23 protein-coding genes and 1 other RNA gene are annotated in these 25,963 nt (G+C 58.2%); 18 read left to right on the top strand and 6 right to left on the bottom strand.

All coding sequences use genetic code 11. The features are described from left to right. Window positions 1-257: 257 nt before the first annotated feature. The 8 genes from C6Y32_RS01075 (at window position 258) to C6Y32_RS01110 (ending at window position 8,244) form a co-directional block, all read left to right on the top strand. The gene (locus tag C6Y32_RS01075; RefSeq protein WP_164998060.1) at window positions 258-1,454 is read left to right on the top strand and encodes a murein hydrolase activator EnvC family protein; all 1,197 of its coding nucleotides are present in this window, start codon (window positions 258-260) and stop codon (window positions 1,452-1,454) included. 238 nt (window positions 1,455-1,692) lie between these two features. Next, window positions 1,693-2,967, top strand: a complete 1,275-nt coding sequence (locus C6Y32_RS01080; protein WP_105203314.1) for a S41 family peptidase — start codon at window positions 1,693-1,695, stop codon at window positions 2,965-2,967. 203 nt (window positions 2,968-3,170) lie between these two features. Next, window positions 3,171-3,893, top strand: a complete 723-nt coding sequence (locus C6Y32_RS01085; RefSeq protein WP_105203315.1) for a hypothetical protein — start codon at window positions 3,171-3,173, stop codon at window positions 3,891-3,893. Window positions 3,894-4,105: 212 nt separating this feature from the next. Further along, window positions 4,106-4,582, top strand: a complete 477-nt coding sequence (greA, locus tag C6Y32_RS01090; RefSeq protein ID WP_105203316.1) for a transcription elongation factor GreA — start codon at window positions 4,106-4,108, stop codon at window positions 4,580-4,582. Window positions 4,583-4,691: 109 nt separating this feature from the next. Continuing rightward, entirely contained in the window at window positions 4,692-6,185 is a 1,494-nt protein-coding gene (gene lysS / locus C6Y32_RS01095; RefSeq protein WP_105203317.1) for a lysine--tRNA ligase, read from the top strand. A 299-nt stretch (window positions 6,186-6,484) separates the two neighbouring features. After that, window positions 6,485-7,144, top strand: a complete 660-nt coding sequence (locus tag C6Y32_RS01100; RefSeq protein ID WP_164998061.1) for a histidine phosphatase family protein — start codon at window positions 6,485-6,487, stop codon at window positions 7,142-7,144. Window positions 7,145-7,197: 53 nt separating this feature from the next. After that, window positions 7,198-7,644, top strand: a complete 447-nt coding sequence (gene ruvX / locus C6Y32_RS01105) for a Holliday junction resolvase RuvX (protein WP_105203319.1) — start codon at window positions 7,198-7,200, stop codon at window positions 7,642-7,644. Between the two features lie 54 nt (window positions 7,645-7,698). Then, on the top strand, window positions 7,699-8,244 hold the full coding sequence (locus C6Y32_RS01110) for a GNAT family N-acetyltransferase (protein WP_105203320.1): 546 nt from the start codon (window positions 7,699-7,701) through the stop codon (window positions 8,242-8,244). A 75-nt stretch (window positions 8,245-8,319) separates the two neighbouring features. On the opposite strand, the gene C6Y32_RS01115 is transcribed toward C6Y32_RS01110, so the two are convergent. From C6Y32_RS01115 to C6Y32_RS01125, 3 genes are all read right to left on the bottom strand, one after another. Continuing rightward, on the bottom strand, window positions 8,320-9,033 hold the full coding sequence (locus C6Y32_RS01115) for a tRNA threonylcarbamoyladenosine dehydratase (RefSeq protein ID WP_105203321.1): 714 nt from the start codon (window positions 9,031-9,033) through the stop codon (window positions 8,320-8,322). A gap of 52 nt (window positions 9,034-9,085) precedes the next feature. After that, window positions 9,086-9,280, bottom strand: a non-coding RNA gene (ssrS, locus tag C6Y32_RS01120) — 6S RNA. 26 nt (window positions 9,281-9,306) lie between these two features. Continuing rightward, window positions 9,307-9,633, bottom strand: coding sequence for a DUF1292 domain-containing protein (locus tag C6Y32_RS01125; protein WP_105203322.1), 327 nt, complete (start codon window positions 9,631-9,633; stop codon window positions 9,307-9,309). A gap of 421 nt (window positions 9,634-10,054) precedes the next feature. Between C6Y32_RS01125 and C6Y32_RS01130 the strand changes: the two genes are divergently transcribed. Both C6Y32_RS01130 and C6Y32_RS01135 read left to right on the top strand, forming a co-directional pair. Beyond that, window positions 10,055-10,651, top strand: coding sequence for a peptidylprolyl isomerase (locus C6Y32_RS01130; protein ID WP_105203647.1), 597 nt, complete (start codon window positions 10,055-10,057; stop codon window positions 10,649-10,651). A 205-nt stretch (window positions 10,652-10,856) separates the two neighbouring features. Then, window positions 10,857-11,468, top strand: coding sequence for an HD domain-containing protein (locus C6Y32_RS01135; RefSeq protein ID WP_105203648.1), 612 nt, complete (start codon window positions 10,857-10,859; stop codon window positions 11,466-11,468). 83 nt (window positions 11,469-11,551) lie between these two features. Here C6Y32_RS01135 and C6Y32_RS01140 read toward each other — a convergent pair whose 3' ends face one another. The 3 genes from C6Y32_RS01140 to C6Y32_RS01150 all read right to left on the bottom strand — a co-directional run bounded on the left by C6Y32_RS01140 (window position 11,552) and on the right by C6Y32_RS01150 (window position 14,700). Further along, entirely contained in the window at window positions 11,552-12,496 is a 945-nt protein-coding gene (locus tag C6Y32_RS01140; RefSeq protein WP_243562453.1) for a carbohydrate kinase family protein, read from the bottom strand. A gap of 13 nt (window positions 12,497-12,509) precedes the next feature. Next, window positions 12,510-13,382 carry a D-psicose 3-epimerase gene (locus tag C6Y32_RS01145; protein WP_105203324.1) on the bottom strand — a complete coding sequence of 291 codons (873 nt, stop codon included), beginning with the start codon at window positions 13,380-13,382 and terminating at the stop codon, window positions 12,510-12,512. 79 nt (window positions 13,383-13,461) lie between these two features. Continuing rightward, window positions 13,462-14,700 (bottom strand): ROK family protein, encoded by a 1,239-nt coding sequence (locus tag C6Y32_RS01150; protein ID WP_105203325.1) that lies wholly within the window; start codon window positions 14,698-14,700, stop codon window positions 13,462-13,464. A gap of 359 nt (window positions 14,701-15,059) precedes the next feature. Here C6Y32_RS01150 and C6Y32_RS01155 point away from each other — a divergent pair, with 359 nt between their 5' ends. The 8 genes from C6Y32_RS01155 (at window position 15,060) to C6Y32_RS01190 (ending at window position 25,278) form a co-directional block, all read left to right on the top strand. Further along, window positions 15,060-17,063 carry an alpha amylase C-terminal domain-containing protein gene (locus tag C6Y32_RS01155; protein ID WP_243562429.1) on the top strand — a complete coding sequence of 668 codons (2,004 nt, stop codon included), beginning with the start codon at window positions 15,060-15,062 and terminating at the stop codon, window positions 17,061-17,063. 414 nt (window positions 17,064-17,477) lie between these two features. Continuing rightward, window positions 17,478-19,220, top strand: coding sequence for an ABC transporter ATP-binding protein/permease (locus tag C6Y32_RS01160; RefSeq protein ID WP_105203326.1), 1,743 nt, complete (start codon window positions 17,478-17,480; stop codon window positions 19,218-19,220). Beyond that, window positions 19,217-20,875, top strand: coding sequence for a thiol reductant ABC exporter subunit CydC (cydC, locus tag C6Y32_RS01165; protein WP_207204795.1), 1,659 nt, complete (start codon window positions 19,217-19,219; stop codon window positions 20,873-20,875). Before C6Y32_RS01160 ends, cydC begins: the two co-directional genes overlap by 4 nt. Further along, entirely contained in the window at window positions 20,875-21,213 is a 339-nt protein-coding gene (locus C6Y32_RS01170) for a nitrous oxide-stimulated promoter family protein (RefSeq protein WP_105203327.1), read from the top strand. Before cydC ends, C6Y32_RS01170 begins: the two co-directional genes overlap by 1 nt. Continuing rightward, window positions 21,213-21,827: a DUF454 family protein gene (locus C6Y32_RS15795; protein ID WP_164998063.1), complete on the top strand. Its 615-nt coding sequence runs from the start codon at window positions 21,213-21,215 to the stop codon at window positions 21,825-21,827. The genes C6Y32_RS01170 and C6Y32_RS15795 overlap by 1 nt, the downstream gene beginning before the upstream one ends. A 218-nt stretch (window positions 21,828-22,045) precedes the next feature. Continuing rightward, entirely contained in the window at window positions 22,046-22,897 is an 852-nt protein-coding gene (locus C6Y32_RS01180; protein ID WP_105203328.1) for an aldo/keto reductase, read from the top strand. Between the two features lie 374 nt (window positions 22,898-23,271). Next, window positions 23,272-24,375 carry an alkaline phosphatase family protein gene (locus tag C6Y32_RS01185; protein WP_105203329.1) on the top strand — a complete coding sequence of 368 codons (1,104 nt, stop codon included), beginning with the start codon at window positions 23,272-23,274 and terminating at the stop codon, window positions 24,373-24,375. A gap of 441 nt (window positions 24,376-24,816) precedes the next feature. After that, window positions 24,817-25,278 (top strand): hypothetical protein, encoded by a 462-nt coding sequence (locus C6Y32_RS01190; protein ID WP_105203330.1) that lies wholly within the window; start codon window positions 24,817-24,819, stop codon window positions 25,276-25,278. Window positions 25,279-25,963 lie beyond the last annotated feature (685 nt).

The following is a 25,963-nucleotide window of genomic DNA, read 5'->3' on the forward strand; positions in this document are numbered from 1 at the left end:
TTGCTGTGTGGGCAGTGTGGGCGCCGGCACCGAAGAAAGCGGCCGGCTTGCTTATTTGTGTCGCAGCTGTGAATTTTTTGTTGGAAATTCGTGTAAGATGTTACAATCTGGTTACAAATTTGGCAGAAGGTGTGCTATAATAAGTTCGGACGCTGCGAATTGCGTGCAGAGAGTACCGGCGCCCGTGGCCCCAGCTGTTTGCGCACATGGGGCTGGGCGCCTATCATAAATACCTGGTGACAGAGGGGGAACTGGTTTTGCTACTTAAAAAACGCGTTGTGGGCATGCTGTCGGTGATGTTGTCTGCAGCTATGGTATTCAATATTGCCGTGATGGGGACGCCCCGGGCAGAGGCCGCCAGCATCGGTGAGCTCAACAGCCAATACAGTGACCTGCAGCAGCAGATAAACGACCTGCAGGGCGACCTGGACAGCATTACCGACGAGACTGCCCGCCAGCAGGCCGAACAGCAGCAGCTGGAGCAGCAGATGGGTATCATCCAGCAGCAGGTAGACCTGTTGCGCACCAAGATCGATACGCTCAACGCGCAGATCGCGGAAAAAGAGCAGTACATAGAGCAAAAAGAGGCGGAGATCGCCGAGAACGAGGAACTGTTTCGCCAGCGGCTGAAAGCGCAGTACATGTCGCCGGACGCCGACGGGCTCAGCGCGGTGCTGGGGGCTTCGACCTTTAGCGAGATGCTCATAAAGGCCGACACCATGACCCGTATCGCCGACCACGACAAGCAGCTCATCGAGACGCTCACCCAGCAGAAAGCCGATCTGGTAGCGGCCAAAGACGAGCTGGCGGCCTCTAAGGCGGATCTGGAGTCGTCCAAATCGGAGCTGGACAGCAAAAATGCCCAGCTGGCGGGGCAGAAGTCGGTGGTAGACGCAAACATCGATCAGCTCAACCAGCAAAAGGCGATGACCGAGAGCCAGTTGGCCCAGCGCCGGGATGAGTTAAAGGTGAACCAGGCGCAGATCGAGGCGGCCATTAAGGAAAACGAGGCCAATAACGGCGGCGGCAGCGGCGGTGGTGGCTTTACCCCCAGCAGCGGCGTGTTCCAGTGGCCGGTACCCAGCTGCTCGAACATCTACGCCCCTTACGGCTACTCGGCCATTTACGGCAGTGAGTGGCACACCGGTATCGATATATCGGGCGGCGGCATCTACGGACAAGCCATCGTGGCCGCCGATGACGGACAGGTCGTATCGGCCATCTACGGCAACTACGGCTACGGCAACTATCTGCTCGTGTACCACGGCAACGGCCTGTACACGCTGTACGGCCACTGCAGCAGCTTGGCGGTGGGCAAAGGCGAGACGGTGCGCCGCGGCCAGACTATCGCCTATGTGGGCTCGACCGGCAACTCGACCGGCCCGCATCTGCACTTTGAGGTGCGGCAGGGCGGCAGCTACGGCAGCGATGTAAATCCGCTCAATTACCTGTAAGACAAAGGCCCGACGGCAACACAGCATTACAGCAAAACAGGGCGCAAAACGGCCGCTGTCGTTACAGCCGGCCGTTTTTTGTGCCCCCGACAAGCTGTTTAAACTGTCGAAATTTTGTTCGGGGACTATGCCGACGGGGCACAGTGTGGTAAAATAATACTGTTCTGTGTAAAAAACGACCTGCAACGGCATATCCAGTATTTCCCCCGCGGGGGCCAGAAAGGTGAGATGACAGGTTATGAATAAAAAGGTATCTGTCGGGGTGCTGGTATCGGTGGCGGCCATGGTCATGGCGCTGACCTTTACCGTCACCATGGTATTTTCGATCGGCCTGTTCGACAACAAGATGTCTTCTACGAAGGGGCGCGAGGCCATGTACTCGAAGATCGCCGAGGTGGACAACTATGTGCGCGCCAGCTACGTGGGCGATATCGACGACAGCCGGATGATGGACAGCGTGCTCAGGGGCTATGTGGCCGGTATGGACGACAAGTACGCCCGCTACTACTCGGTGCAGGAGTGGAAAGATATCCAAAACAGCTTTAACGGCACGGTCACCGGTGTGGGCATTGCCGGCAAGGCCGATACCTCCGGCTATATTCGGGTGACCAAGGTGTACGACAGCTCGCCGGCCGGTGAGGCCGGGCTGGCGGTGGATGACCTGATCATCTCGATCGACGGTAAAGACGTGCTGGAGCTGGGGGCGGCTACCGCCATGAAGCAGATCCAGGGCGACCCGGGCAGCAAGGTGAAGATCGGCTATATGCGCGGCAACGCCGAGAACAGCATCGAGGTGGTGCGCCGCAGCGTGACGGTGCCCACCGTGGAATACCAGAAGGTCGATGACCTGGGCTATATCCGCATTTACGAGTTTAACAACAATACGCTCTCGCAGTTCGATTACGCCATCAACCAGTTGGAGGCCCAGGACGTTAAGGGCTATGTTTTTGACGTGCGGGACAACGGCGGTGGGCTGACCGAGGTGGCGGCCGACATGCTGGACATGCTGGTGCCCAAAGGGACCATCGCCTCGGCCCAGTACCGCGACGGCAAGGTAGAGAAGCTGTACACCTCTGACAAAAAGCAGCTGGCCAAACCCATGGCAGTGCTCACCAACGAGAATACCGCCTCCAGTGCCGAGCTGTTTGCCGCGGTGCTGCGCGACTTTGAAAAGGCCAAGTTGGTGGGTACTGCCACCTATGGCAAAGGCGTGATGCAGGAGTATAAACAGCTCTCTGACGGGTCGGGTGTGGATGTGACGGTGGCCTATCTGCTGCCGCCCAGCGGGGAGATCTTTGACGAGATCGGTCTGAAACCCGATTACGAGGTGGCCCTCACCCAGCAGCAACAGCAGCAGTCTTACCAGCTGACTACTAAGACCGACCCACAGATCAAAAAGGCGATCGAGGTGGTCAAGGCCGAGCTGGACCCCCAGTCGAGCAGTAACGGCGGCGCTGCCGGGCAGGAGAGCGCCGAGCAGGTTCAGCAGGAGCAGGAGCAGCCGGCGGCATAGATCTGCGGCCAGCAGCGGCACTGCGTGGACCGATCACAAACTGAATACAAGAGGGCTCAGCCGTACGGGCTGGGCCCTCTTTTGGGTGAGTGGGGCCAAGATACACATATCCCCGCGCGATGGCACATATGCTGGTAGCGGTATCGTGTAGAGAGACAGCGGCCAGACGCCGCTTTTGACACTTTGTGCAGCGAGGTGTGCCTATGGTCATCAAGTTATGCCCACAGCTTAAAAATCCGCTGGCGGCACTGTTTGCCGGTGTGCAGCTGCACCCGGTGCGTGAAAAGGGATATTTGCTGTACCACCTGTGCTATCCCAGCGATAAGAAGAGAGACCGGTATCTGCAGTCTTTACCGGAGGCGTACACTATTGTAGGCCGGCAGCAGCCAAGTGAGGAATTTATGTTTTTACTGCTGCAGGACACGCTGCGCAGTACCTTTCAAAAGTTGGGGCGCCGGGTGTCGAGCCGACTGCGGCTGACGGTGGTGGACCCGGATATGCGCTATACCAGCCTGGTGCAAAACTGCCTGACCAGAGTGAACACCATTACGGTGGCCACCGATGACGCCGACGGTTACCTGCAGCTGGCGCAAAAAGTGGCCGGGCAGACCGGCGCTGTGATGGCGGTGACCGATATAGGCAGTGCCATGGACGGCCAACGGGAGCCGCTGGTGATAAACCCCAGCGGGGTACCGCTGACCGGCGGAGCGGGCCGCATCGTACTGGGGGGTGGCGGTGGCGTGCCGGTACTGCCCTCGGGCTGTGCGGGCATGGACATAGATACCGCTTACTGCCTGTACTTGGACGGGCAGATGGGACAGGGCTACCTGTTTTGCGACGAATTGCAGGTGGCCGACCGCCGGCGCATGGGGCTGAGCGAGTTTTGCAGCTATGTGCAAAAGCAGTGCGTGGACAGAGTGGTATAGATGGTGCATCTAGGCGGTGTTTTGGCCGCTTTTGCCTTGACATTGAAGGGCTATCTGGCTATAATGATTACTATCTGTTAATGGGTCGGCATATTTGCTGCTGGGGCGCGCGAGCGCCTCGGTGGCATGCTTTTTTGGGAGGTGCTGCGCGGTGGCGCGGTACATCCTGTATTTTTTAGTGTCTGCCGCCCGCGAAAGGAAGGGGAAGACCATTGGAGAAACAGCTGGTTGTCACCGAAGAAGGACTCAAAAAGCTCGAAGACGAGCTGGATATACTCAAAACTGTAAAACGGCAGGAGATCGCCGAGAAGATCAAAGTCGCCCGCGGCTTTGGCGACCTGTCTGAAAACAGCGAGTATGACGAGGCCAAGAACGAGCAGGCAATGGTCGAGGCCAAGATCGCCCAGCTGGAAAAGCAGCTGAAAAATGTAAAAGTCCTCGACGAGAGCGAGATCGCCACCGATGTGGTGAGTGTGGGCCTGATCGTTAAAGTCCACTGCCAGGAAGACGATGAGACCGAGACGTACAGCATCGTCGGCTCGACCGAGGCTGACCCCTTCGCCGGCAAGATCTCTGACGAGTCGCCGGTGGGCAAGGCGCTGATCGGCCGCGGTGTCGGCGAGACCGCCGAAGTCGAGCTGCCCAACGGCAACACGATGCATTACCAGATCCTCGAGATCGGCAAGTAGAGTTGACGTGAGCGGGCCTTGAGGGTCCGCTTACTTTTTTGAGAGGACGAATGAGCAGCAGGGAGAGCGCGTGGCCCGCGCTGCACACCAAAGAGAAAGGCATGGTACTATGAGCGAAGTAGAGAACACGAGCCCCCAGCAGGAGGTAAATGACCAGGTGCGCATTCGCCTGGAAAAGCTGGACCAGCTGCGCCAGAGCGGCAACGACCCCTTTGTGAAGACCCGCTTTGAAGTGAGCGCCTACTCGGAGCAGATACGGGCAAACTTTGAGGAGATGGAGGGCCAGACGGTGACGATGGCCGGCCGGCTGATGGGCCGCCGCGACATGGGCAAAGCCAACTTCATCGACCTGCAGGACACCCAGGGTCGCATTCAGATCTTTGCCAATATCGGCGGGTTGGGCGAGGAAGAATTTAAGGAATTCAAGCGCTGGGATCTGGGCGACATCATCGGCTTAGAGGGCGAGGTGTTTCGCACCCGGCGGGGCGAGATCTCGGTAAAGGCGCACAAGATGGAACTGTTGTCGAAGTCGCTGCAGCCGCTGCCCGAGAAATTCCACGGCCTGACCAACACCGACATGCGCTACCGCCAGCGCTATGTGGACCTGATCATGAACCCCGAGGTAAAGGCGACCTTTATCAAGCGCTCGAAGATCATCAGTGCGATCCGCCGCTTTTTAGACAGCCAGGGCTTTATGGAGGTGGAGACCCCCATGCTGGTCTCGAATGCCGGCGGCGCCGCTGCCCGCCCCTTTGAGACCCACTTCAACGCCTTGGATGAGGACCTGAAGCTGCGCATCTCGCTGGAATTGTACTTAAAGCGGCTGATCGTGGGCGGTATGGACCGAGTATACGAGATCGGCCGGGTATTTCGCAACGAGGGGCTGGACACCCGGCACAACCCCGAGTTTACGCTGATGGAGCTTTACCAGGCCTATACCGATTATCACGGTATGATGGACCTGACGGAAAATATGTACCGCTATGTGGCGCAAGAGGTGCTGGGCACCACCAAGATCACCTATAACGGGGTGGAGATGGATCTGGGCCAGCCGTTTGCCCGCATCACCATGCTGGATGCAGTCAAGCAGTATGCCGGGGTGGACTTTAACGAGATACACACCCTGGAAGAGGCCAGAGCAGCGGCCAAAGAGCACCATGTGGCCTATGAGGAGCGCCACAAGAAGGGCGACATCCTCAACTTGTTCTTTGAGGAATTTGTGGAGGAGCACCTGGTACAGCCCACCTTTGTGATGGACCACCCGGTGGAGATCAGCCCCCTGACCAAGAGAAAGCCCCAGGACCCCGACTACGTGGAGCGGTTCGAGTTCTTTATGAACGGCTGGGAGATGGCCAACGCCTACTCGGAGCTCAACGACCCCATCGACCAGCGGGAGCGCTTTGCCGCCCAGGAAGAGCAGTTCTCGCAGGGTGACGAAGAGGCCAACCACACCGATGAGGACTTCCTCAACGCGCTGGAGATCGGTATGCCCCCGACGGGCGGTATCGGCTACGGTATCGACCGCATGTGCATGCTGTTTACCGACTCGGCAGCCATTCGCGATGTGTTGCTGTTCCCCACGATGAAAAATTTAGATAAGTAATTTGGCGATAGAGGCACCGGTACGACCCGCGATGTGTGTGGGGGGATACCGGCGCCTTTTTCTGTACTGTCGGCGGAGAAAGCGGCGCCGAGCGGGTTTAAAAATACCGGGAGGTCTGGTACAATAGAAAGAGAAATGAGAGCGGGCGGCCGGGCGGCGGTGCCGCCGGTGTTTAGAAATACCGCGGTGCCGCCCGGTGACATGCCTTTACCTGGTGCCGACTATGGGCGGCGGCCGAGAAAAGCGGCCGACCCGGGAGCCGAGCCCGGTGCCGGATGTATAAAAGGGGCGTTTTATCTGTGACTACCATTTATTTTGTTCGCCACGTACAGGCAGCTGGCAACATCCAGCGCACATTTCAGGGAGCCTGTGACACCGATATCAGCGCGCAGGGAGAACTGCAGTGCCAGAACCTGAGCGACTACTTTGCCGATCTTTCGCTGGATGCTATCTACACCTCGCCGCTTAAGCGGGCAGTGCTGACGGCAGAGGCCTGCCGGGCCGGGCGAAAGCAGATCCCCATTTTGACCGATGACCGGCTGCGGGAGATCTGCGCCGGCGTGTGGGAGGGCCAGCCCATCGATGATCTGGAAAAAAATGATCCGGAAAACTTTCGCATCTGGCAGCAGAGCCCCTGGAATTTTGCCGTTGAGGGCTCGGAGACCATGGTGCAGGTGTTCGACCGCTGCCGGGCGGCGCTGGCAGATATTCTGGCCAAAAATGCCGGGCGGTCGCTGGCGGTGGTGTCGCACGGCTGCGCCACCCGCAACCTGATCACCGCGGCCCTGGGCCTGCCCATAGAGGAGATGGGACAGGTGGAGTGGATCCGCAACGGCGGGGTGAGCAAGATGGAATTTGCCGCCGATGCGATACCGGGCATACTGGTATACCACGGCTACACCGGGCACATCGACCCGTCTACGATCTTAAAGGGCGGCACTTTTTACAGCCGCAAGTAAAGGACATTGCGCGCAGAGAGAAATGGGACCGGGCATGGTTGAGGGGGAGAGACATGGTACTATTGGCAGTAGATTACGGCGACGCCCGCACCGGTTTGGCCCTGTGCGATAAGGGTGAGATGCTGGCCCGCCCAGCGGGAGTGATCCACCAACTGGGTATGGATAAGACTGTAAAGCAGGTGGTGGAGTTTGCCCTGCAAAACGGTGTTGAGGGGATCGTGGTGGGGCTGCCTAAAAATATGGACGGCAGCCTGGGCGAGCGGGCGGAAAAGTGCCAGAAGGTGGCCCGCAAAATAGCCGGGCGGCTGAACGCCACCAGCATCAAGGTGGAGATGTTCGATGAGCGCTCCACTACCGTATCGGCGATACAGATACTCAACGAGGCGGATGTGCGGGGAAAAAAGCGCAAAGATACGGTGGACGCGGTGGCGGCGACCATTATTTTAGAGGCCTACATGGCTTGGCGCAAGCGCCAACGGCCAGAAGGAGAGGACCGGTAGACAGGCCTTAGCAGTGCAGCTGCGTGCGAGACGAGCAGAGAGGAGACTGGGGAGATGGGCATTGAGATCAAAAAAGCGACCGCGGCCGATATCGATGAGATCGAGCGCATGTACGATGCGCTCAACGACCATTTGGCCGCTGGTACCAACTGGCCAGGTTGGAAAAAAGGTGTGTATCCAGTGCGGCAAAATGCGCTGGACGGACTGGCCGAAGACGCCCTGTATGTGGCGCGCCTACAGCCGGGCGGCCCGATAGCCGGTTCGGTGGTGCTCAACCATCTGCCCGAAACGCCGCCGGTACACGGCCGGTGGCTGATAGAGGCGACCGACGACGAGGTATTGGCGGTACATGTATTTGTAGTGCACCCGATGTATATGCGGCGGGGCGTGGGCACAGCACTGCTGGCGTTTGCTGAGCGGCTGGCGGCCGACCGGCGTATGAAGAGCCTGCGGCTGGATGTATACGAGAAGAACCTGCCGGCCATACACACCTATGAGCGGTGTGGATACCAGTATATCGATACGGTGGATATCGGGCTGGGCCACTACGGTCTGGACTGGTTTAGGCTGTACGAAAAATTGGTACCGCCACGGCCGTAAAGCCGCGTAGAAAGTGAAAAAGAGCAGCTGCCCATATACGGGCGGCTGCTCTTTTTTGACGGGGATATTTGGCGTTTAAAGGCCGGCCAGCTGGGTGATCACGTGGGCGGCCAGCGTGTAGCCGGCCACCGGCGGCACAAAAGAGACGCTGCCCGGCGCATGGCGGCCCCTGGGTGAGTCGGCGGCAAACCCGCCGGCAGGGGACAGCACCGGCGCGGTGGAGTATACCACCGTGAGATTTTCGATACCGCGCTTGCGGCACTCGCGCCGCATGACCCGCGCCAACGGATCGCCGCAGCCGGCAGTGTCGGCGATATCGCCGATGCGAAAACCGGTGGGATCGAGCCGATTGCCGGTACCCAGACAGCAGACGAGACCGATCTGTTGCTGCCGGCAATACTTGGCCAGAGCCAGCTTGGAGGTGACGGTGTCGATGGCGTCGATGATGTAGCTGGGCTGCTGGGCGCCCAGCAGCGGCAGCGTGTCGTCAGCCACGAAACAGTCGAGCGGGATGATCTGACAGTCGGGGTTTATCTGCTGTAGCCTTCGGGCCATAGCGGCCACCTTTTTTTGGCCGATACAGTCGCGGGTGGCGACGATCTGCCGGTTGAGGTTGGTGAGGTCCACACAGTCGTGGTCGACGAGTATCAGGGTACCCACCCCGGCCCGGCACACCGCCTCGGCAGCGGCGCTGCCCACACCGCCCAGCCCGCAGATACACACCCGGCTGTGCCGCAGCCGCTCACAGGCGTCGGCGCCGATGAGCAGCTGCTGTCTGTTTAACCACATAGGCTCCTCCTAAAAAACGAGCCCACTTCTGGGCCCTTAAAAATAGACATAAAAATGCCCCATCGTGCCGTCTGCAATCAAGTTAAAACCCATCTTAAAGACAGGGTGGATATGACCCCCCCGCAGCCGCACGCTCCCTGCGTCCCCAAAAGGGGGAGGTCTGCAATAGGCAGCGGGAGGAGGCCCTCCAAATTACATACTTGTAGGATTATAAAAGATTGCAACAAATCGAACACCACAGGGCGATCTGGTATGGCTTTTATCGAGAGTGGATCACAGGTCTTCTTCCTGTATCTCGAAGATATCGGACAGACGATCGATGAACAGCTGCGATACGGCGGTAAATTCGGCGTCGTCTTCGATGGTCTCGAACAGGTCCTGCTCCTCGTCTTCCAGGGCGCGCATGATGACCAGCTGGGCGTCGCTCTGCAGCATCTCCTCCGGGTCGTACACCGGGATCATGGCCGCATAGAGACTGCCTTCATACTCCAGCGTGTCGATCATCTCGAACGACTGCTCGTTTCCCTCCTCGTCGGTCATACTGACGATATAGGGGTCATATTCTTCATCCTCGGCGGGACTGTAATTTTCCTGGCTCATGGATGTGCTCCCTTCAATTGCTGCCTTTATTGTACCCCGCTGCTGCCGGTCCAGTCAACAAATTTGACAAACAATTTGAAAAATCAGCGCTATACTGAAAACATGTGGGATATTCTTGTTGGGTATAGATATTGACACCGGGGCAAACACTGGTAAAACAAACAAAATGCATGGTCTGTTCACACAAAATTTGCTTGCATTTTTTATCTAAACGGGCTAGTATAAACTTACGCAGTTTAGGCCTTTTTGGCTGCTGCGGCCCGATTCGGCACCGCCTGTTTTAGGCGCGTATGCCAGGGAGGAACGTATATTGAAAAAGCGCGTACTGGCCCTGCTCCTGGCACTTGTATTGCTGCCGGCACTGGCAGGTTGCGGCAAACGGGGGCAGTCGGCAAACACAGAGAGTAAGGTGGAGAGCAACATGTTACAGTTTAAAACTCCTGAAGACAGCGCCCCGGTGGCAGTTATGCATACCAACAAGGGCGACGTGAGCTTGGTCCTGTTCCCCGAGCAGGCGCCCAAAACGGTCGAGAATTTTTTGACCCACGCCAAAAACGGCTACTATGACGGCATCATTTTTCACCGGGTCATCGAGGACTTTATGATCCAGGGCGGCGACCCCACCGGCACCGGCCGCGGCGGCGAGAGCATTTGGGGCCAGCCTTTTGCCGATGAGTTCAGTGCGGACCTGCGCAACTTCCGCGGGGCACTGTCGATGGCCAACGCCGGCCCCGGCACCAACGGCAGCCAGTTCTTCATCGTCACCTGTGCCGATGTGGGCGAGGATATGCTGGGACAGATGAAGGCAGTGGGCTGGCCGGACGAGGTGATCGACACCTATAAACAGGCTGGCGGCACCCCGTATTTAGACGGCAAGCACACAGTATTTGGCCAGGTGATAGACGGTATGGACGTGGTGGACGACATCTCGAAGACCCAGACCGGCGCCCAGGACAAGCCGGTGCACGACGTGGTGATCGAGTCGATCGATGTGACCACTTACGGCGAGGCAAAATAGCCGCCAGACAAAAAACTGTAGAGCAGGTGGGGAAGGGGTACACCCCGTCTTTCACCTGCTTTTTGTTTGCCTGCCAAGTGGGGCGGGCAGGCTAGTAGAGAGAAAAAGAGGAGGCGAGTCGACTTTGACCCGACACGATGAGCGGCCCAGCGCCGTGACTTACCAGCAGATAAAAGACAATCCTGATATCCGCACCTACATCGAGATGGCCGATAAGACGCTCTCGGCGCTGGGCTTTACCGAGCACTCGTTTGCCCATGTGACGCTCTGTGCCAAAAAGGCCGGCGACCTGTTGGAGCAGTTGGGCTATTCCTCGCGAGAGGTGGAACTGGCGCGTATCGCCGGTTTTATGCACGATATCGGCAACACCGTAAACCGGGTGGCTCATGCCCAGAGCGGGGCGATCATGGCGTTTCGCATTTTAGATAAGCTGGGCATGCCGCCGGCCGAGATCGCCACGGTGGTGGCGGCCATCGGCAACCACGACGAGGGGACGGCCCAGCCGGTGAACCCCGAATCGGCGGCGCTGATCTTGGCCGACAAGTCGGATGTGCGCCGCACCCGGGTACGGGGACAGCAAAAAAAGCGCCACTACGATATCCACGACCGGGTCAACTATGCCGTTACCAGCAGCGAGATGAAATTGAGCGAGGACAAGAAGAACCTGATCCTGAAGATCCAGCTGGACAGCTCGATATCGGATGTGATGGATTACTTCGAGATCTTTTTGGGGCGCATGAGCCTGTGCAAGCAGGCGGCCAAGTACCTGGGTCTGCGCTTCCATCTGGAGATAAACGGCGTGCCGTTCGTGCAGTGAACGGCGAGAACGCAAGAGCAGCGCCCCGCATTTTAAAAGCGGGGCGCTGCTTTTTTATGAGAGCCGGGCTGACATGAGCGGCCCTAAAACTGTGCCAGATCGGCCGGGGTAGGCATGGCCGGTATTGCGCCTTTGCGCTCGACACAGTAGGCTGCGGCCTTGGAGGCGTAAGTGAGCGCCTCGCGCAGCAGCTGGGGATCGATCTTTTGGATGGAGAAGTCGTGCTGCAGCAGAGCTGCTACGGCGTTGCCAAAAAAGCAGTCGCCGGCGCCGGTGCCATCTACCGCCCGGGCGGGGTGTGGGGGCACATCGATGCGACCCTCCTCCCAGTAGCAGCGGCTTCCTTTTTCCCCGTGGGATACCAGCAGCACCCGCGGGCCCATGGTCAGCAGCTTTTTGGCGCCGGGCTCGGTGTGCTCCTCGCCGGTGAGGTAGCAGAGCTCCTCACGCGAGAGCTTGGCGATATCGCAGTGGCGCAGGCCCTCCAGCATCGAGGCCCTGCACTGGGCCTCGCTTTCCCAGAGCAGCGGGCGCCAATTGGCGTCGTAGGTGACCAGCTTACCGCCCAGCTTGGCCCGGTGGGCCGCCGCCAGCGTGGCCTCTTTGCTCCAGGCGTTGGTCATGGTCAGCGAGCTGAAGTGCAGTGCCCGGGCGCGGTCGATGAGCGAGAAGTCCACCTCGTCTTTTTGCAACATCACGTCGGCGCCTTCTTTGCGGTAGAACGAGAAGTCGCGCTCGCCGTTGGGCTGCAGCTTGACGAATGCCAGCGTGGTCTTATGCGATCTCGAGAGGATGAGACCGCTGGTATCTACCGGCACCTGCTGAAGCGTCTCCTTTAAAAAATGGCCGAAAAAATCGTCGCCAACTTTGCCGATAAAAGCGCAGCGCAGGCCGTAGCGGGCCGCGGCTACCGCCATATTGGCGGCGCCGCCGCCGGGATTTTGCTCGTACAGCGGGTTTTGCTGGGGCGAGATCCCCGCCGGGGTAAAGTCGATGAGCAGCTCTCCCAGGCTCACCAGATCGAACATCTGCTCCAAATGGCTACCTCCCCTCAAAAACACGGCGTACATACGCCACCGATTCGGCGGTCTCGCGGTCTATTTGGGCCGGGCTCTTGCCCGCCGAGATGTCGCGCCAGACCTTGATATCCTGTCCGACCTGGCCGCCGGAGAGAATGAACGGTTCCATCACCACATTGCCGTCGTAGCCGATCTGGCGCAGAGCACTGCCGATTTCCTCCCACGGGATGCGGCCCTGGCCGGGCAGCTTGCGGTTACATTCGCCGATGTGGAAGTGGCCCAGCGCATCGCCGGCAGTGAGGATGGCCTCGGTAAAGCTGTCTTCCTCAATATTCATGTGGAAGGTGTCGAGCATCACCTTTACGTTGGGGCGGTCCACTTCTTTCACATAGGCCACCCCTTCGGCGGCACAGGTGAGCAGATAGCCCTCGAAGCGGTTGAGTACCTCCATGCCCAGCGTGATATCGAAGCCGGCGGCCATGTCGGCCAGCTGGCGGACACCATTTACGCTGCGCTGCCAGTCAGCCTGCTTGTCGATGGGCTTGGAAAAATCGACCGGCCAGTGGGAGTAAAGGCCGCCGCCGACGAAGTGGATGTCGGCGAGGGCCATCTTGGCAAATACCTGCCGGTAGAAATGCAGCCCGTTTTGCACCACCGACGGGTCGGGGGAGCTCAGGTCGTAGCATGGGGCCGGGCCGTACCCGGCGGTCAGCGTGATACCGGCCTCTTTGGCCAGCTGGCCCAGTTCGACCATCTCGCTGTCGGGCGTTTGGGGCAGCGTGGCACAGCTGATCTCGAGAATATCAAATCCCAGATCGCGTACTTTTTTTACATAGGGGCGAAATTCACCGCCCCACTGCTTTTCCCAAAATGCGTAGTAGATACCGTATTTCATGTATATCGCTCCTTTGTGGGGACATGCCCCAGTAGCAGATTTGAGTTGGCGTTTATCTTGCCCGGCGAACTGCCGGCCGCTAGCTGCCGGCAAAGGCAGCGGGGTCTTTTAAGATCTGGTCGGTGGCGGTGGCGGCGGCGCCGCTGAGTATCGCGTCGGGCAGTGCGGACAGCTCGACCTTTAAACAGGTATAGACCTGCGGCAGCAGGCGCTGCTGCAAGACGGCGCGCACCCGGCTGAGCAGCCGCTGGCCGCCCAGCGCCATAGTTTGGCCGATGATGATGCGCCCCGGGTCGTAGGCGCTGACCAGGTTTGCCAGCCCGTAGCCCATGTAGTCGGCGGCTGTATCTACCGCCTGTTGGGCCAGTATGTCGCCCTGCGCAGCGGCGCCGAATACAGCTTGTGGAGTGAGTGGCTGAACATCTTTTAGGCAGCTGGCGGCCCCGCGGCACAGCGCTTTTTGCACATCGGCCACCAGTGCCAGCGAGGAGCAGTAGCGCTCCAGACAGCCGCGGCTGCCACAGCTGCAGGGGCGGCCGTCATAATCGATGCTCATGTGGCCGATCTCGCCGGCTATCCCCTGACTGCCGACGAACACACCCTGCTGGGAGATGATGCCGGCGCCTATCCCTTCGCCGGCCAGGAAGTACAGCAGCACTTCGTCGGGTTTATGGCCGCCAAAGTACCACTCGGCCAGTGCCCCGGCTTTGGCATCGTGTTCTAAAAATACCGGCAGCGCAAACATCCGGGCAAAAGCGGCGTGCAGATCTACCTTTTCCCAGCCGGGGAAACCGGTCATCAGGCCGATCTTGCCCGCGCGGCGAAAGTAGGGGCCGGGCAGCGCTACCCCCACCGCCCGCACAGGGTAGAGAGACTTTAGTTTTTGGGCGGCTTTTTGTATGCTATGCAGGGCACGGTCAGGGCCGCGGCCGGGGTTTAGCGGGCCCTGGACCTGCTCGTAGAGCTGGCCGGAGATATCGAACACACCGGCGGCAAAAGAGGTGCGGGCCAGCTTGATGCCCAGCACCAAAAAGCGGTCGCTGCGCACCTGCAGACTGGTGGCCCGCCGCCCCCGCTGCGCAGACTGCCGGCCGCTCTCTTGCAGGATGTCCATCGCCAACAGGTCGGCCACGATCTTGGTGACGGTGGCCTGGGTGAGCCCGCTCATCTTGGCCAGTTGGGCGCGGCTGCAGCCGCTGTACTGGCGCACTAACCGCACCAGCAGTGCCCGGTTCTGCTGCTGGATATCGGTGGCGTTAGAGCCCAGTTTGGGCCTTTTTATGTCGGTACTGTCCAGAAAAGACCACCTCCCGCTCAAAGACGATACCTCTTTTGGAACGTTGCCGATACGGGGAAAAATGATCGAAGAGGCATATACTTAATTTGATTAAGTATATAGTAGCCGCTGAACTTTGCTTTGTCAATAGGTCTGAAAAATCTTTTTACACAGCGCGTATTTTGTGGAGAAAGCAGGTGGATGGGGCCATTCGACAGGACTTTCGTTGACGCTGGGGGGGAACACTGGTACAATAAATAAAAAGAGCGATTATTTTCTGCACGATTTCTACTACGATTCGTAAAAATAGATGCCCGCGCCCAGATCGACGACTTACATACCCCACGCGGCGGCCACACCGATATTGGGCCCGCGTTACAAATGCAGAGGAGCGCAAGACATTGGCGACAAAAAGAGAAAAGAATTATAAGATACTGGATATCGACCCCTACATAAAACCCTATGCGGGCGATATTCGCCTGCGCATGGACCTGTACGACCAAGCCAAAAAGCGGCTGCTGCAAAAGGGGCAGAGCCTGCGAGACTTTGCCAGCGGCAGCTTGTACTATGGCTTTCACCGCGCCAAAGGCGGGTGGACCTACCGGGAGTGGGCCCCCAACGCCACGGCCATGCACCTGATCGGTGACTTTAACGGCTGGGACCGCAGCGCCCACCCCATGACCCAGCTAGAGGACGGCGACTGGGAGCTGTTCGTGCCCGGAGAGATGCCTCACGGGAGCCTGGTGAAGGTACAGGTCACCGCGGACGGCCGGGATTTCGACCGTATCCCGCTGTATGCAAACCGGGTGGTACAGGACCCGACGACCGGCGCCTTTGACGCGGTCATCTGGGCGCCCAAGCGGGCCTACCGCTGGCACGATAAAGAGTTTTTGCGCAAGAAGACCACCCCGCCCCTGGTGTACGAGTGCCACATCGGCATGGCTACCGAGGAGGAAGGCATTGGTTCCTATGCCCAGTTCACCAAAAATATTTTGCCGCGCATACAAAAGGAGGGCTATAATACCATCCAGCTGATGGCCATTATGGAGCACCCCTATTACGGCTCGTTTGGTTACCAGGTGTCGAACTTTTTTGCCGCCTCCTCGAAATATGGGACCCCGGAGGAGCTCAAAAAACTGATCGATACCGCCCACAGCATGGGGATCACGGTGCTTTTAGATCTGATCCACTCCCATGCGGTGCGCAATACCAGTGAGGGGATCAACTGTTTTGACGGCACCGAGTACCAGTTCTTTCACGCCGGAGCCAAAGGCGATCACCCCGCCTGGGGCACCAAGCTGTTTGATTACGGCAAAGACCGGGTGCTGCACTTTTTGCTCTCGAACATCCGTTACTGGATGGAGGAATATCACTTTGACGGGTTCCGCTTTGACGGCGTGACCTCGATGCTGTATCACCACCACGGGCTGGGCGTGGCCTTTGACAGTTACGACAAGTATTTCAGCATGGATACCGATGTGGATGCGGTCACCTATCTGCAGCTGGCCAATCAGCTCATCCACGAGATAGACCCCGCTGCCCTGACGGTGGCCGAGGACATGAGTGGTATGCCCGGGACAGCCCTGCCGGTGCGAGACGGCGGCCTCGGCTTTGATTACCGGCTGTCGATGGGGGTGCCGGATTTTTGGATCAACACCCTGAAGACCCAGCGGGACGAGCAGTGGGATATGGGCAGGATGTGGTACGAGCTGACGACCCGCCGCCCCAAGGAAAAAAATATCGGCTACTGCGAGAGCCACGATCAGGCGCTGGTGGGCGACAAGACTATCATCTTCTGGCTGGCTGACCAGGAGATGTACTGGCACATGGATAAGGCCAGCCAGTCTATCGTCATCGATCGGGCCATAGCGCTGCACAAAATGATCCGGCTGGTGTCGTTTTCGCTGGCGGGCGAGGGATATCTCAACTTTATGGGCAACGAGTTCGGCCACCCCGAGTGGATCGACTTTCCCCGTGAGGGAAATAACTGGAGCTATAAATACGCCCGCCGCCAGTGGAGCTTGGCCGACAACGGTCTGCTGCGCTACGGTGATCTGCTGGCGTTTGACACGGCCATGCTCGGCACCCTGAGCGGGAACCGGATATTTGGCAGACCGGCACAGCTGTGCCTATTAGATCAGGACCGCAAACTGCTGTGCTACCAGAAGGGAAACTACCTGTTTATCTGTAATTTCCACCCCACGCAGGGGCAAAATGCCCAGTTCGACCTACCGGCAGCCGGTACCTATACCCAGGTGCTCTCTACCGACGACGTGAGATTTGGTGGCTTTGATGAGCTCTGCGGCCCAGCGCCACAGACAGCTACGCAGGGTGAAAACAATACTCTGCAATGGGTGCTGCCCCCCCGCACGGCGGTGGTACTGCGCAAAAAAGGTGGCCGCTAGTATCACACTTCGCATGTAGATATTATCATGCCGGCTGGCAGTCACCGGCGACACGTGCTGGCCAGCGGTGGTTTAAATGTTCTGTAATGTAAAAAGAGCTGTCCCCCGAGCGGGGACGGCTCTTTTTATGCTTGTGTGAGGTGGGTGGGGCAGATAAAGAAGATGGGCGCGTACAATCGATAAATGGACAGAGCAGCACACGGCAGCGGTTTACCGGCGGCGGAAAAAACGTTGTAAACTGCTTGACAACAATGGGGGTTGTGTTATACTAACTGTTGTTAGCTAAAACTAATTGCGGCATTTATTTTTTTTGACAGAGAGTTAGCTAAAAGCAACTTTTGTGGAAGAACAGAGGTCACCGGACTGCATCCTCACAGTGCAGAACGGTGCAAAATAAGGGGTGGCAGACCGGATATGATGATCAATAAGCGGCTGATACAGACAGTGGGCGAGAGCAAAAAGTACATAGCGGCAGGGGTTCTGTGGCAGTGGTGCAGCTTGCTGGCCAACGTGGGGATGATCTTTACCATCACCTGGTTTTTGCAGCGCCTATTTTTTGAGCAGGCGGTGCGCGGCGACTTTTTGCTGGTGGCGGTGGTGTGTGCGGCCAGCCTGCTGCTGCGCTATATCTGTACGCGCAAAGCCAGCGATATGAGCTACCTGTCGGCCAAAGCGGTAAAAAAGACGTTGCGCAGCCAAATATTCAAAAAACTGCTCCACCTGGGGCCCGCTTACAGCCAACAGGTGCCCACCTCAGAGGTGGTACAGATCACCGTGGAGGGCGTGGATCAGCTCGAGACCTACTTTGGCGCCTATCTGCCACAATTTTTTTACAGTATGTTGGCGCCGCTGACGCTGTTTGCCGTGCTGGCACCGATCAGTTTGCCGTCGGCTATTGCCCTGCTGGTGTGTGTGCCGCTGATACCGGTATCTATTGCGGCGGTGCAGACCTTTGCAAAAAAGCTGTTATCGCGGTACTGGAGCCAGTACACGACGTTGGGAGACACTTTTTTAGAGAACCTACAGGGGCTTACTACCTTGAAGATCTACCGGGCAGATGCCTATAAGAACCAGCAGATGAACGAGGAGGCAGAGAAGTTTCGCAAGATCACCATGCGCGTGTTGACTATGCAGCTGAACTCGATCACCGTGATGGACCTAGTGGCCTACGGCGGGGCAGCGCTGGGGGTCGTCCTCTCGGTCACTCGCTACCGGGCGGGAGCGGTATCGCTGGCCGGTTGTCTGGCGATCATCCTGCTGTCAGCCGACTTCTTTATCCCCATGCGCCAGTTGGGCAGCTTTTTTCACATCGCCATGAACGGAATGGCTGCCAGTGACAAGATCTTTCATCTGCTCGACCTGCCGCAGCCCCCGCCCAAACACAAGACAGTCGATCCGCGCCGCTGCACAGTTACCTGCCGGAAATTGTGCTATACCTATGCCGGCACCGAGCGGGAGGTGCTGCACCAGGTAGATATGGATATTCCCGCTAAGGGCTTGACGGCTGTCGTGGGTGACAGCGGGTGTGGGAAATCTACCATCGCCTCGATCTTGACCGGGCGCAGCAGCGGCTACAGCGGCAGCGCCTGCATCGACGGCGACGAGATAGCAGACCTCAATGCCGAGAGCCTGCTGCGCTCGGTCGTGTATGTGGGGCACGGAAGCTACCTGTTTGCCGGTACGGTGCGCGAGAACTTGCAGATGGCGGCCCCACAGGCGGAAGATGCACAGCTGTGGGCAGTGCTCGAGCGGGCCCACATCGCCGACTTTTTGCAAGCGGAGCAGGGGCTCGATACCGCGATCGCCGAGGGGGGCAGCAATTTTTCGGGTGGGCAGTGCCAGCGTTTGGCGCTGGCCAGAGCGCTGCTTTATGATGCCGCTGTATATATCTTTGACGAGGCGACCTCCAACGTCGATGTGGAGAGCGAAAACGATATTATGGAGCAGATCGTAAAACTGGCCGAAGAGAAGACGGTTATCCTCATCTCGCACCGATTGGCTGCGGTGGTGCCGGCGCAGAACATCTATGTGCTGCAGGCGGGACGGGTAGTGGAGAGCGGAACGCACCACCAGCTGCTGGAGAGACAGGGGCACTACCACGCCTTGTGGAGCGCACAGCAGGAACTGGAGATGTACGGAGAGGGGGGCATACAGTGAAAAAGAGAAGTTCGATCGCGATCGGGGCCCGGCTGATCGGGCTGGTAAGACCGCTGCTTGGCTACATGATAGCCGCTGTCACTATGGGGCTGGTGGGCCACCTGTGTGCCGCGCTCATCACCGTGTTGGGCGGCTATGCACTATTAGATGTAGCCGGGCTGAGCGTGCCGGTGGGTATGCATGCCGCCTTTTGGTGCTGCTGCATTTTTGCCGTGCTGCGGGGCGTGTTGCGTTATGGTGAGCAGGCCTGCAACCACTTCATCGCCTTTAAGCTGCTGGCGCTCATCCGCGACAAGGTATTTTTGGCGCTGCGGCGGCTGTGCCCCGCCAAGCTGGAGGGGCGGGACAAAGGCGATCTCATCGCGGTCATCACCGCTGATATCGAGCTGCTGGAGGTGTTTTACGCCCATACGATCTCGCCGATAGCCATCGCTCTGCTCATGTCGGTACTGTTTAGCGTGTTTATCGGGCTGTATCACTGGGTGTTGGGTGTGGCAGCGGCGGTGGCCTATCTGCTGGTGGGAGTATTGGTGCCGTTGTATATAGCCCGCCGCGGCGGGCGTGACGGCGCTGCATTTCGCACCCAGTCTGGGGCGCTGAGCAGTTACGTGCTGGGCAGCCTGCGGGGCTTGTCGGAGATCATGCAGTACGCCGCCGGCAGCCGCCGGCTTGAGCAGATGGAGGTCAAGACTGATGATCTGGCTCAGGTAGAGCAGCGCATGCGCCAAAATACCGGGCGCAACACAGCCCTCACCAACACGGTGATCCTGCTGGCTGATATCGGTATGCTGTTTTTGGCGGCTTGGCTGTATCAGACCGGCCGGCTGGGTTTTGACGGGGCGCTTATCGCCACGATCGCCCTGATGAGCTCTTTTGGGCCGGTCATTGCCTTGGCCAATCTGGGCAGCACGCTGCAAAATACCTTTGCCGCCGCCGACCGGGTACTGGATATCTTGGATGAGCAGCCGGTGGCCGAGGAGATAACTGGCCAGCCAAAGACCACGTTTTCTGGTGCGTCGGTACAGGACCTGACCTTTTCTTATGGAGACGAGACCATCTTGCAAAATATGTCACTGGCGCTGAGACCGGGCACGGTAACAGGTATCGTTGGGTGCAGCGGCAGCGGCAAATCTACACTGCTCAAACTGCTGATGCGCTTTTGGCCGGCGGCACCGGGCAGCGTGCAGGTCTCTGGCCGGGACATCGGGGCTGTCAATACCGCCGATCTGCGGCAGATGGAGAGCTATGTGACGCAACAGACCCACCTGTTTAGCGGCAGTATTGGTGACAACCTGCGCATCGCCCGGCTCGATGCCACCCAGCAGGAGATAGAGGAGGCCTGCAAAAGGGCCTCGGTACATGACTTTATTGCCGCTTTACCGCAGGGGTACGACACCCCGGTGGGGGAACTGGGCAGCGCGCTCTCTGGCGGGGAGCGACAGCGCATCGGGTTGGCCCGCGCCTTTTTACACGGCGCCCCACTTTTACTGCTGGATGAACCGACCAGCAATCTGGACAGCCTCAACGAGGCGGTGATCCTCAAGTCGCTGGCGCAGGAGCGCGGGCAGAAGACGGTAGTGCTGGTGTCGCACCGGCAGTCTACCATGCGCATCGCCGATACCGTGTACTCGGTGGAGAACGGGAGGATGAGCTGATGGCCGATACCACTACCAAACGACAGCGCGAAAAGGAGATGGTGGGGCAGATGATCGCGCTGTACTGCAAAAAGAAGCACCGCTGCCGGGAGGGGTTATGCCCTGCATGCACAGCGCTGCGCGACTACGCCTTTAGCCGCAGTGACCGCTGCCCCTTTATGGAGACCAAGACTTTTTGCTCGAACTGCAAGGTGCACTGCTATCAGCCGCAGATGCGCAAACAGATACGTCAGGTCATGCGCTTTTGCGGACCGCGGATGCTCTTTTACCACCCGGTGCTGGCCGTGCGGCACCTGGTGGAGAGCAGGCGGGAGAAAAAGAGAATGGAGGAGAGGTAATGCGCGTGAAGAAATTGCTGTTTTTACTGGTGGGTTTTTTGAGTTTGGCGGCCGGCACGATCGGTGTGGTGCTGCCGATATTGCCTACAGTGCCGTTTTACCTGCTCACGGTGTTCTGCTTTGCTCGCAGCTCTGAACGGCTGCATAGCTGGTTTGTGGCCACCGGCCTATACAAAAAACACCTGGAGCCGTTCGTGCAGAAACGAGGCATGACGCTGCGGACTAAATTTACCATTATGGGCTGCGCTTCACTGATGATGGGGATCGGTTTTTTGCTGATGCACCGCGTGCCGGTGGGTCGTATCGTGCTGGCGGCAGTGTGGATATTTCATATTTTTTATTTTTTGTTTGCCATCAAGACGCTGCCGGCCACGGGAGAGCGACAGGAAGCCTATCCCCACTGCTACCGGCTGAAGGTGCACGGGATGCACTGTGCGGACTGCGCAGACCGGCTGACCTGTGCGCTGGAGGAACATGAGAAGATTCGGGCCAAGGTGGACTACACCACCAAGACGGCTACCGTCTACACCAGGACACCGCTGCCCGACAGCACGCTTTCGCGGCTGGTGAGCAGGGCCGGATACCAGCTGACAGCAGTGGAAAAGACGGTGTAAAGGACGGCAAAACAGGCAGATCACAGAAAAAAAGAGGGACAAATTGCGGGGAAAACGCAGTTTGGCCCTCTTTTAGCAGTGTTTGGCAGGTAGACAGCGGCGTGCAGAGATCGGTATAATAAAGAGAGAGGCGGCAGACAGAGGGCCGTAAAAGAATTTGACCTACCCGGCACCAAGCGCGGTGTGTATTGAGCGGGTATAAGATAGGAGGTAAGCGCATGATCCATGCTGTGGGAGAAAAGATAGACCTGCCCGGCGGCCAGCAGATGCCCGGATTTGGCCTGGGCTGTTACAAGGCGCAGGGGGAGGAACTGGTGCAGGCCATACGCTGGGCGGCGCAGACGGGGTACCGCATGTTTGACACCGCCACCCGCTATTTGAATGAGGACCAGGTGGGGCGCGGCATACGCAGCTGCGGACTGGAGCGGGAACAGGTGTGTGTGGTGAGCAAGCTGTGGCCAACTAGCTTTGAGCGGCCGCAGGAGGGGCTGCGCTACAGCTTGAGACAGCTGGATATCGGCTATATCGACGGCTATCTGCTGCACTGGCCGGGCACTGATCGAGAGGCCCGCTTTCGCGCCTGGGAGACAGTACTGGAGGCGGTGGAGCACGGACAGGTGCGCTTTGCCGGGGTATCGAACTTTTTGCCGGAACAGATCGAGGAGCTCATTGAGAAATTTGGCGTGGTGCCAGCGGTGAACCAGGTGGAACTGCACCCCTGGTACCCCCAGTGGGAGACGCAGGTCTATTGCCGGCAGCGCGGTATAGCGCTGACCGCTTGGGGGCCTATTTTTCGCGGACACATCGATGAGGTACCGCTGATGCAGCAGCTGGCCGAGCGATACCACAAGTCGCCGGTACAGGTGACGCTGCGGTGGCACCTGCAAAAAGGGTTGGTGGTGATCCCCAAATCGACCAATCGGGAGCGCATAGCCGAGAATGCCGCCCTGTTTGACTTTGCACTGAGCGAGACGGATATGGCGGCTATTGACGCTTTGGCCTGTGGCCGCCATTTCGGCGGCGACCCGCGGCAGTACGACGGCAGTGACTTTTTGTTGCCGGTGCAGTGAGGTGAGTACTGGTGTGCTGGGGCGCTGATGTGTTGGGGTGCCGGCGCTCATGACCGGTAGCAGGCGACACAGGGGGCATATGCAGCCGTGTAACTGCGCACATCACTACATATGGATATGGATAAAAAGATGTCAGACCGCTGATGGTCTGGCATCTTTTTATTGGTAGTGCCGTGGGAGGGAAGTAGGGACGCAAAACTTTTGCGCAGCGAGCGGTGACAAAATATATATGGTTGATGGCGGTGCAAATTGTTAATAAACTGTTAAAACAGGCAAAAAATGAAGAAAAATTACAAGATCAAAAAAGATACTGGGAAGCTGGGGGCATTGGTGCTATAATTTGTCTAACATAGGACGATGATAGAGGTGGTATTTTGGAAAAAGTATTGATCCTGGTGATAGATGGCTGTGCGCCCGCTTACCTGACCGAGCAGACGGCCCCCAAACTATTTGCGCTGGCCCGGCAGCGGGGCTTTGTAAAGACGGTGCGGTGTGCGATGCCTTCGGTGACCAACGTGAACCACGCCTGTATTTTGTCGGGGCGGTGGCCGGCGGAGACCGGAGTGGTAGGCAATTACTACTATGACCTCAATACCGGCTGTGAGGGCTTTATCGAGGAGCGGGGCTATATGCGGGCACCGACCATTTTGCAGCGCTGCCAGCAGGCGGGGGGCAAAACAGCGCTGTTTACCGTAAAGGGAAAGGTACTGGGCGTGTACGGCGCGGGCGCCGACATTGGCCTGAGCGCACAGGACCCGGACCCCGTGCTGCTGCGGCGATACGGGCTGGACTGGCCGCCGACTATACAGAGTATAGAGGCGACGGACTGGATCGTACGGGCGGCTTGCCGCTGCATAGAGAGGGAGGACCCCGACCTGGTGTACTGCACCACCAACGACTATATATTTCACCACTTTGCCCCCGGCAGCGAGCCAGCGCGCGCCCAGATCACGGCAGTAGATGACTGCCTGGCCCAACTGGCGGCGAGCCAGCCGCACCGGCAGATATACATTACAGCCGACCACGGTATGAACCAGAAAAAGACGATCTTGAACTTTCAGGCCATGGCTGACCGGGCCGGGCTACGGACATATTGCCTGCCGCCGCTGAAAGACCGCTACATTGAAAACCACATCTACCAGGAGGGGGGCATGCTATACGTATTTTTAAAGGAACCGCTGCAGAGAGAGGTATTTTTGAATTTTGCCCAGAGCTGCCCGCAGGTGGAAGAGGTACTGACTGCCGCTCAGGCGGCGGCCCGCTACCACCTGCCACAGGACCAGATCGGCGACTATGTGCTGCTGGCCGGCAGAGATTGCGCTTTTGGCGAGGTGGAGGGAGAACTGCTGTACACCGAAGCGTCGCGGTCTCACGGTTCGGAATACGAGCGGGAGATACCGCTGCTCGCGCTGGGGGCGCCGCGGCCGGAAAAGGCATACCGCTACCACAAGGATATCGCTGCCTATCTGCAGTTTTAGTGAACAGACGACAGAGCGGTACAGGTGAGAGCAGGAGCGTGTAGCGTGAGAGCGGCCGCCAAACGAGATGGCTTGCTGGGGATGTATCCGCTGTGTGTATATTCTGCGCGGAGCGCCCGTGTACGGGTGCCGGTTTGAGTGCGCGGTGAGCTGAAGAGCTGGGGGCTGCGGGGATGGTCGTCTGGGCATAGGTGCGTTCCAGTGCGGCTTGGCACAGCCCAGACTAGCCCAGCATAACACAGCACACATAGGCGCAGTTCAGTGCGGGGTAACAGCTGGCCGGAGAGCGGATCTGGTGCATGGGCGACAGTAGGAGGGTCCTTTGAAAAAAGCAGGTGTAGGATGGACGGCGGACATACAGATCAGGGCAGTGCCAGCAGAGCCTTTAAGAAGGCGGGTGGCTGTATTGCTGTTGCGGTCCGCTGCTGAGGCGGTTTGCTTTTGCACCTCGGTGTGCTCACTGCCCGTGAATGGGCAGGCAGCGCCTGGGGGAAAATCTGGCCGACAGCCAGACGTCTGTCAGCCGGTCTTGGCACCACTTATTACGGCCTGTACGATACTTTGGATGCAGAAAAGTCTGATCTTTTTTGTTTAGCGCTTTCGTTCTGTACCGGGATGGAGCATAGCAAATTGGGCTCTGCTGAAATACCCGCGCATGAGTGTGTAAAAATGGAGGAACTGACGGGGAGATGGGCCAGTGCGGCAGAGATCGAACTTCTATTTTTGGGGATAGACCTGGAAGTGACCGCTCACATCGTGCGGATGTTCTATTTTGGCCGCGCCGAACAGCTTTCGTGTCCACTATACAGATTTATCTGTTACACCGTATGGCGGACGACTGAACTGCTATACGCTGGCAGGCGGATGGGGCACAGAAAGATTTGCGACTGGCTAGTATGGTGATGGCTTTTTGCTTGAACGACGAGAGAAAGCTGGTAGCAGAGGGCTTACTTACATAGAAAAGCAGGGGAAACGATGTCGGTTTTCCCTGCTTTTTGCCTTATATAGTACTATTGTGTTGATATTATACTAAATGTATAATATAGGGAATGAAACAAAAAGTCGATTGCGGCGACCTTAGAAAAAACTGCAGTGCACGGATAAGTGCGAATGCCGGTATGTGCGGACCAACGGTGGCGCTGTGTACATAGTGGTTGTCCGGAGGATACCTCTATATAATTGGCTGCAAATACATGCATACATAGGGCCCGACACTTATGATGATTTTGTACACAGTAGGCCACCAACAATGATGCGGTCAGGGCTGCATGAAAATGTTTGCGTGTGCCGCTCATTGTCAAGGGCTGTATACATATGGCGGTTTGATATGGGGCGCGCCGGTAGATCTGATCTTGAATATCTGTGCGTGGGGGCGAAGGATTAACGGTACCATACATATACGGTGGGGCGCCGACAGTTACATGGGCCAGGCCAAACGCAAATAGTCGCATAAGGGTGACGGGACTTTTAGCTTATAGCCGTGGGCGCCCAGCGGGGTGATGCTGACCATACCCACATGGTTGCTTTTGAATGCCTGCGCAGAGCTCACTATATAGCTGCACCTGTACAGTGGGGATGAGTGGTAGGT

The organism is Neobittarella massiliensis (ex Bilen et al. 2018), from assembly GCF_900289145.1.
Lineage (GTDB): Bacteria > Bacillota > Clostridia > Oscillospirales > Ruminococcaceae > Neobittarella > Neobittarella massiliensis.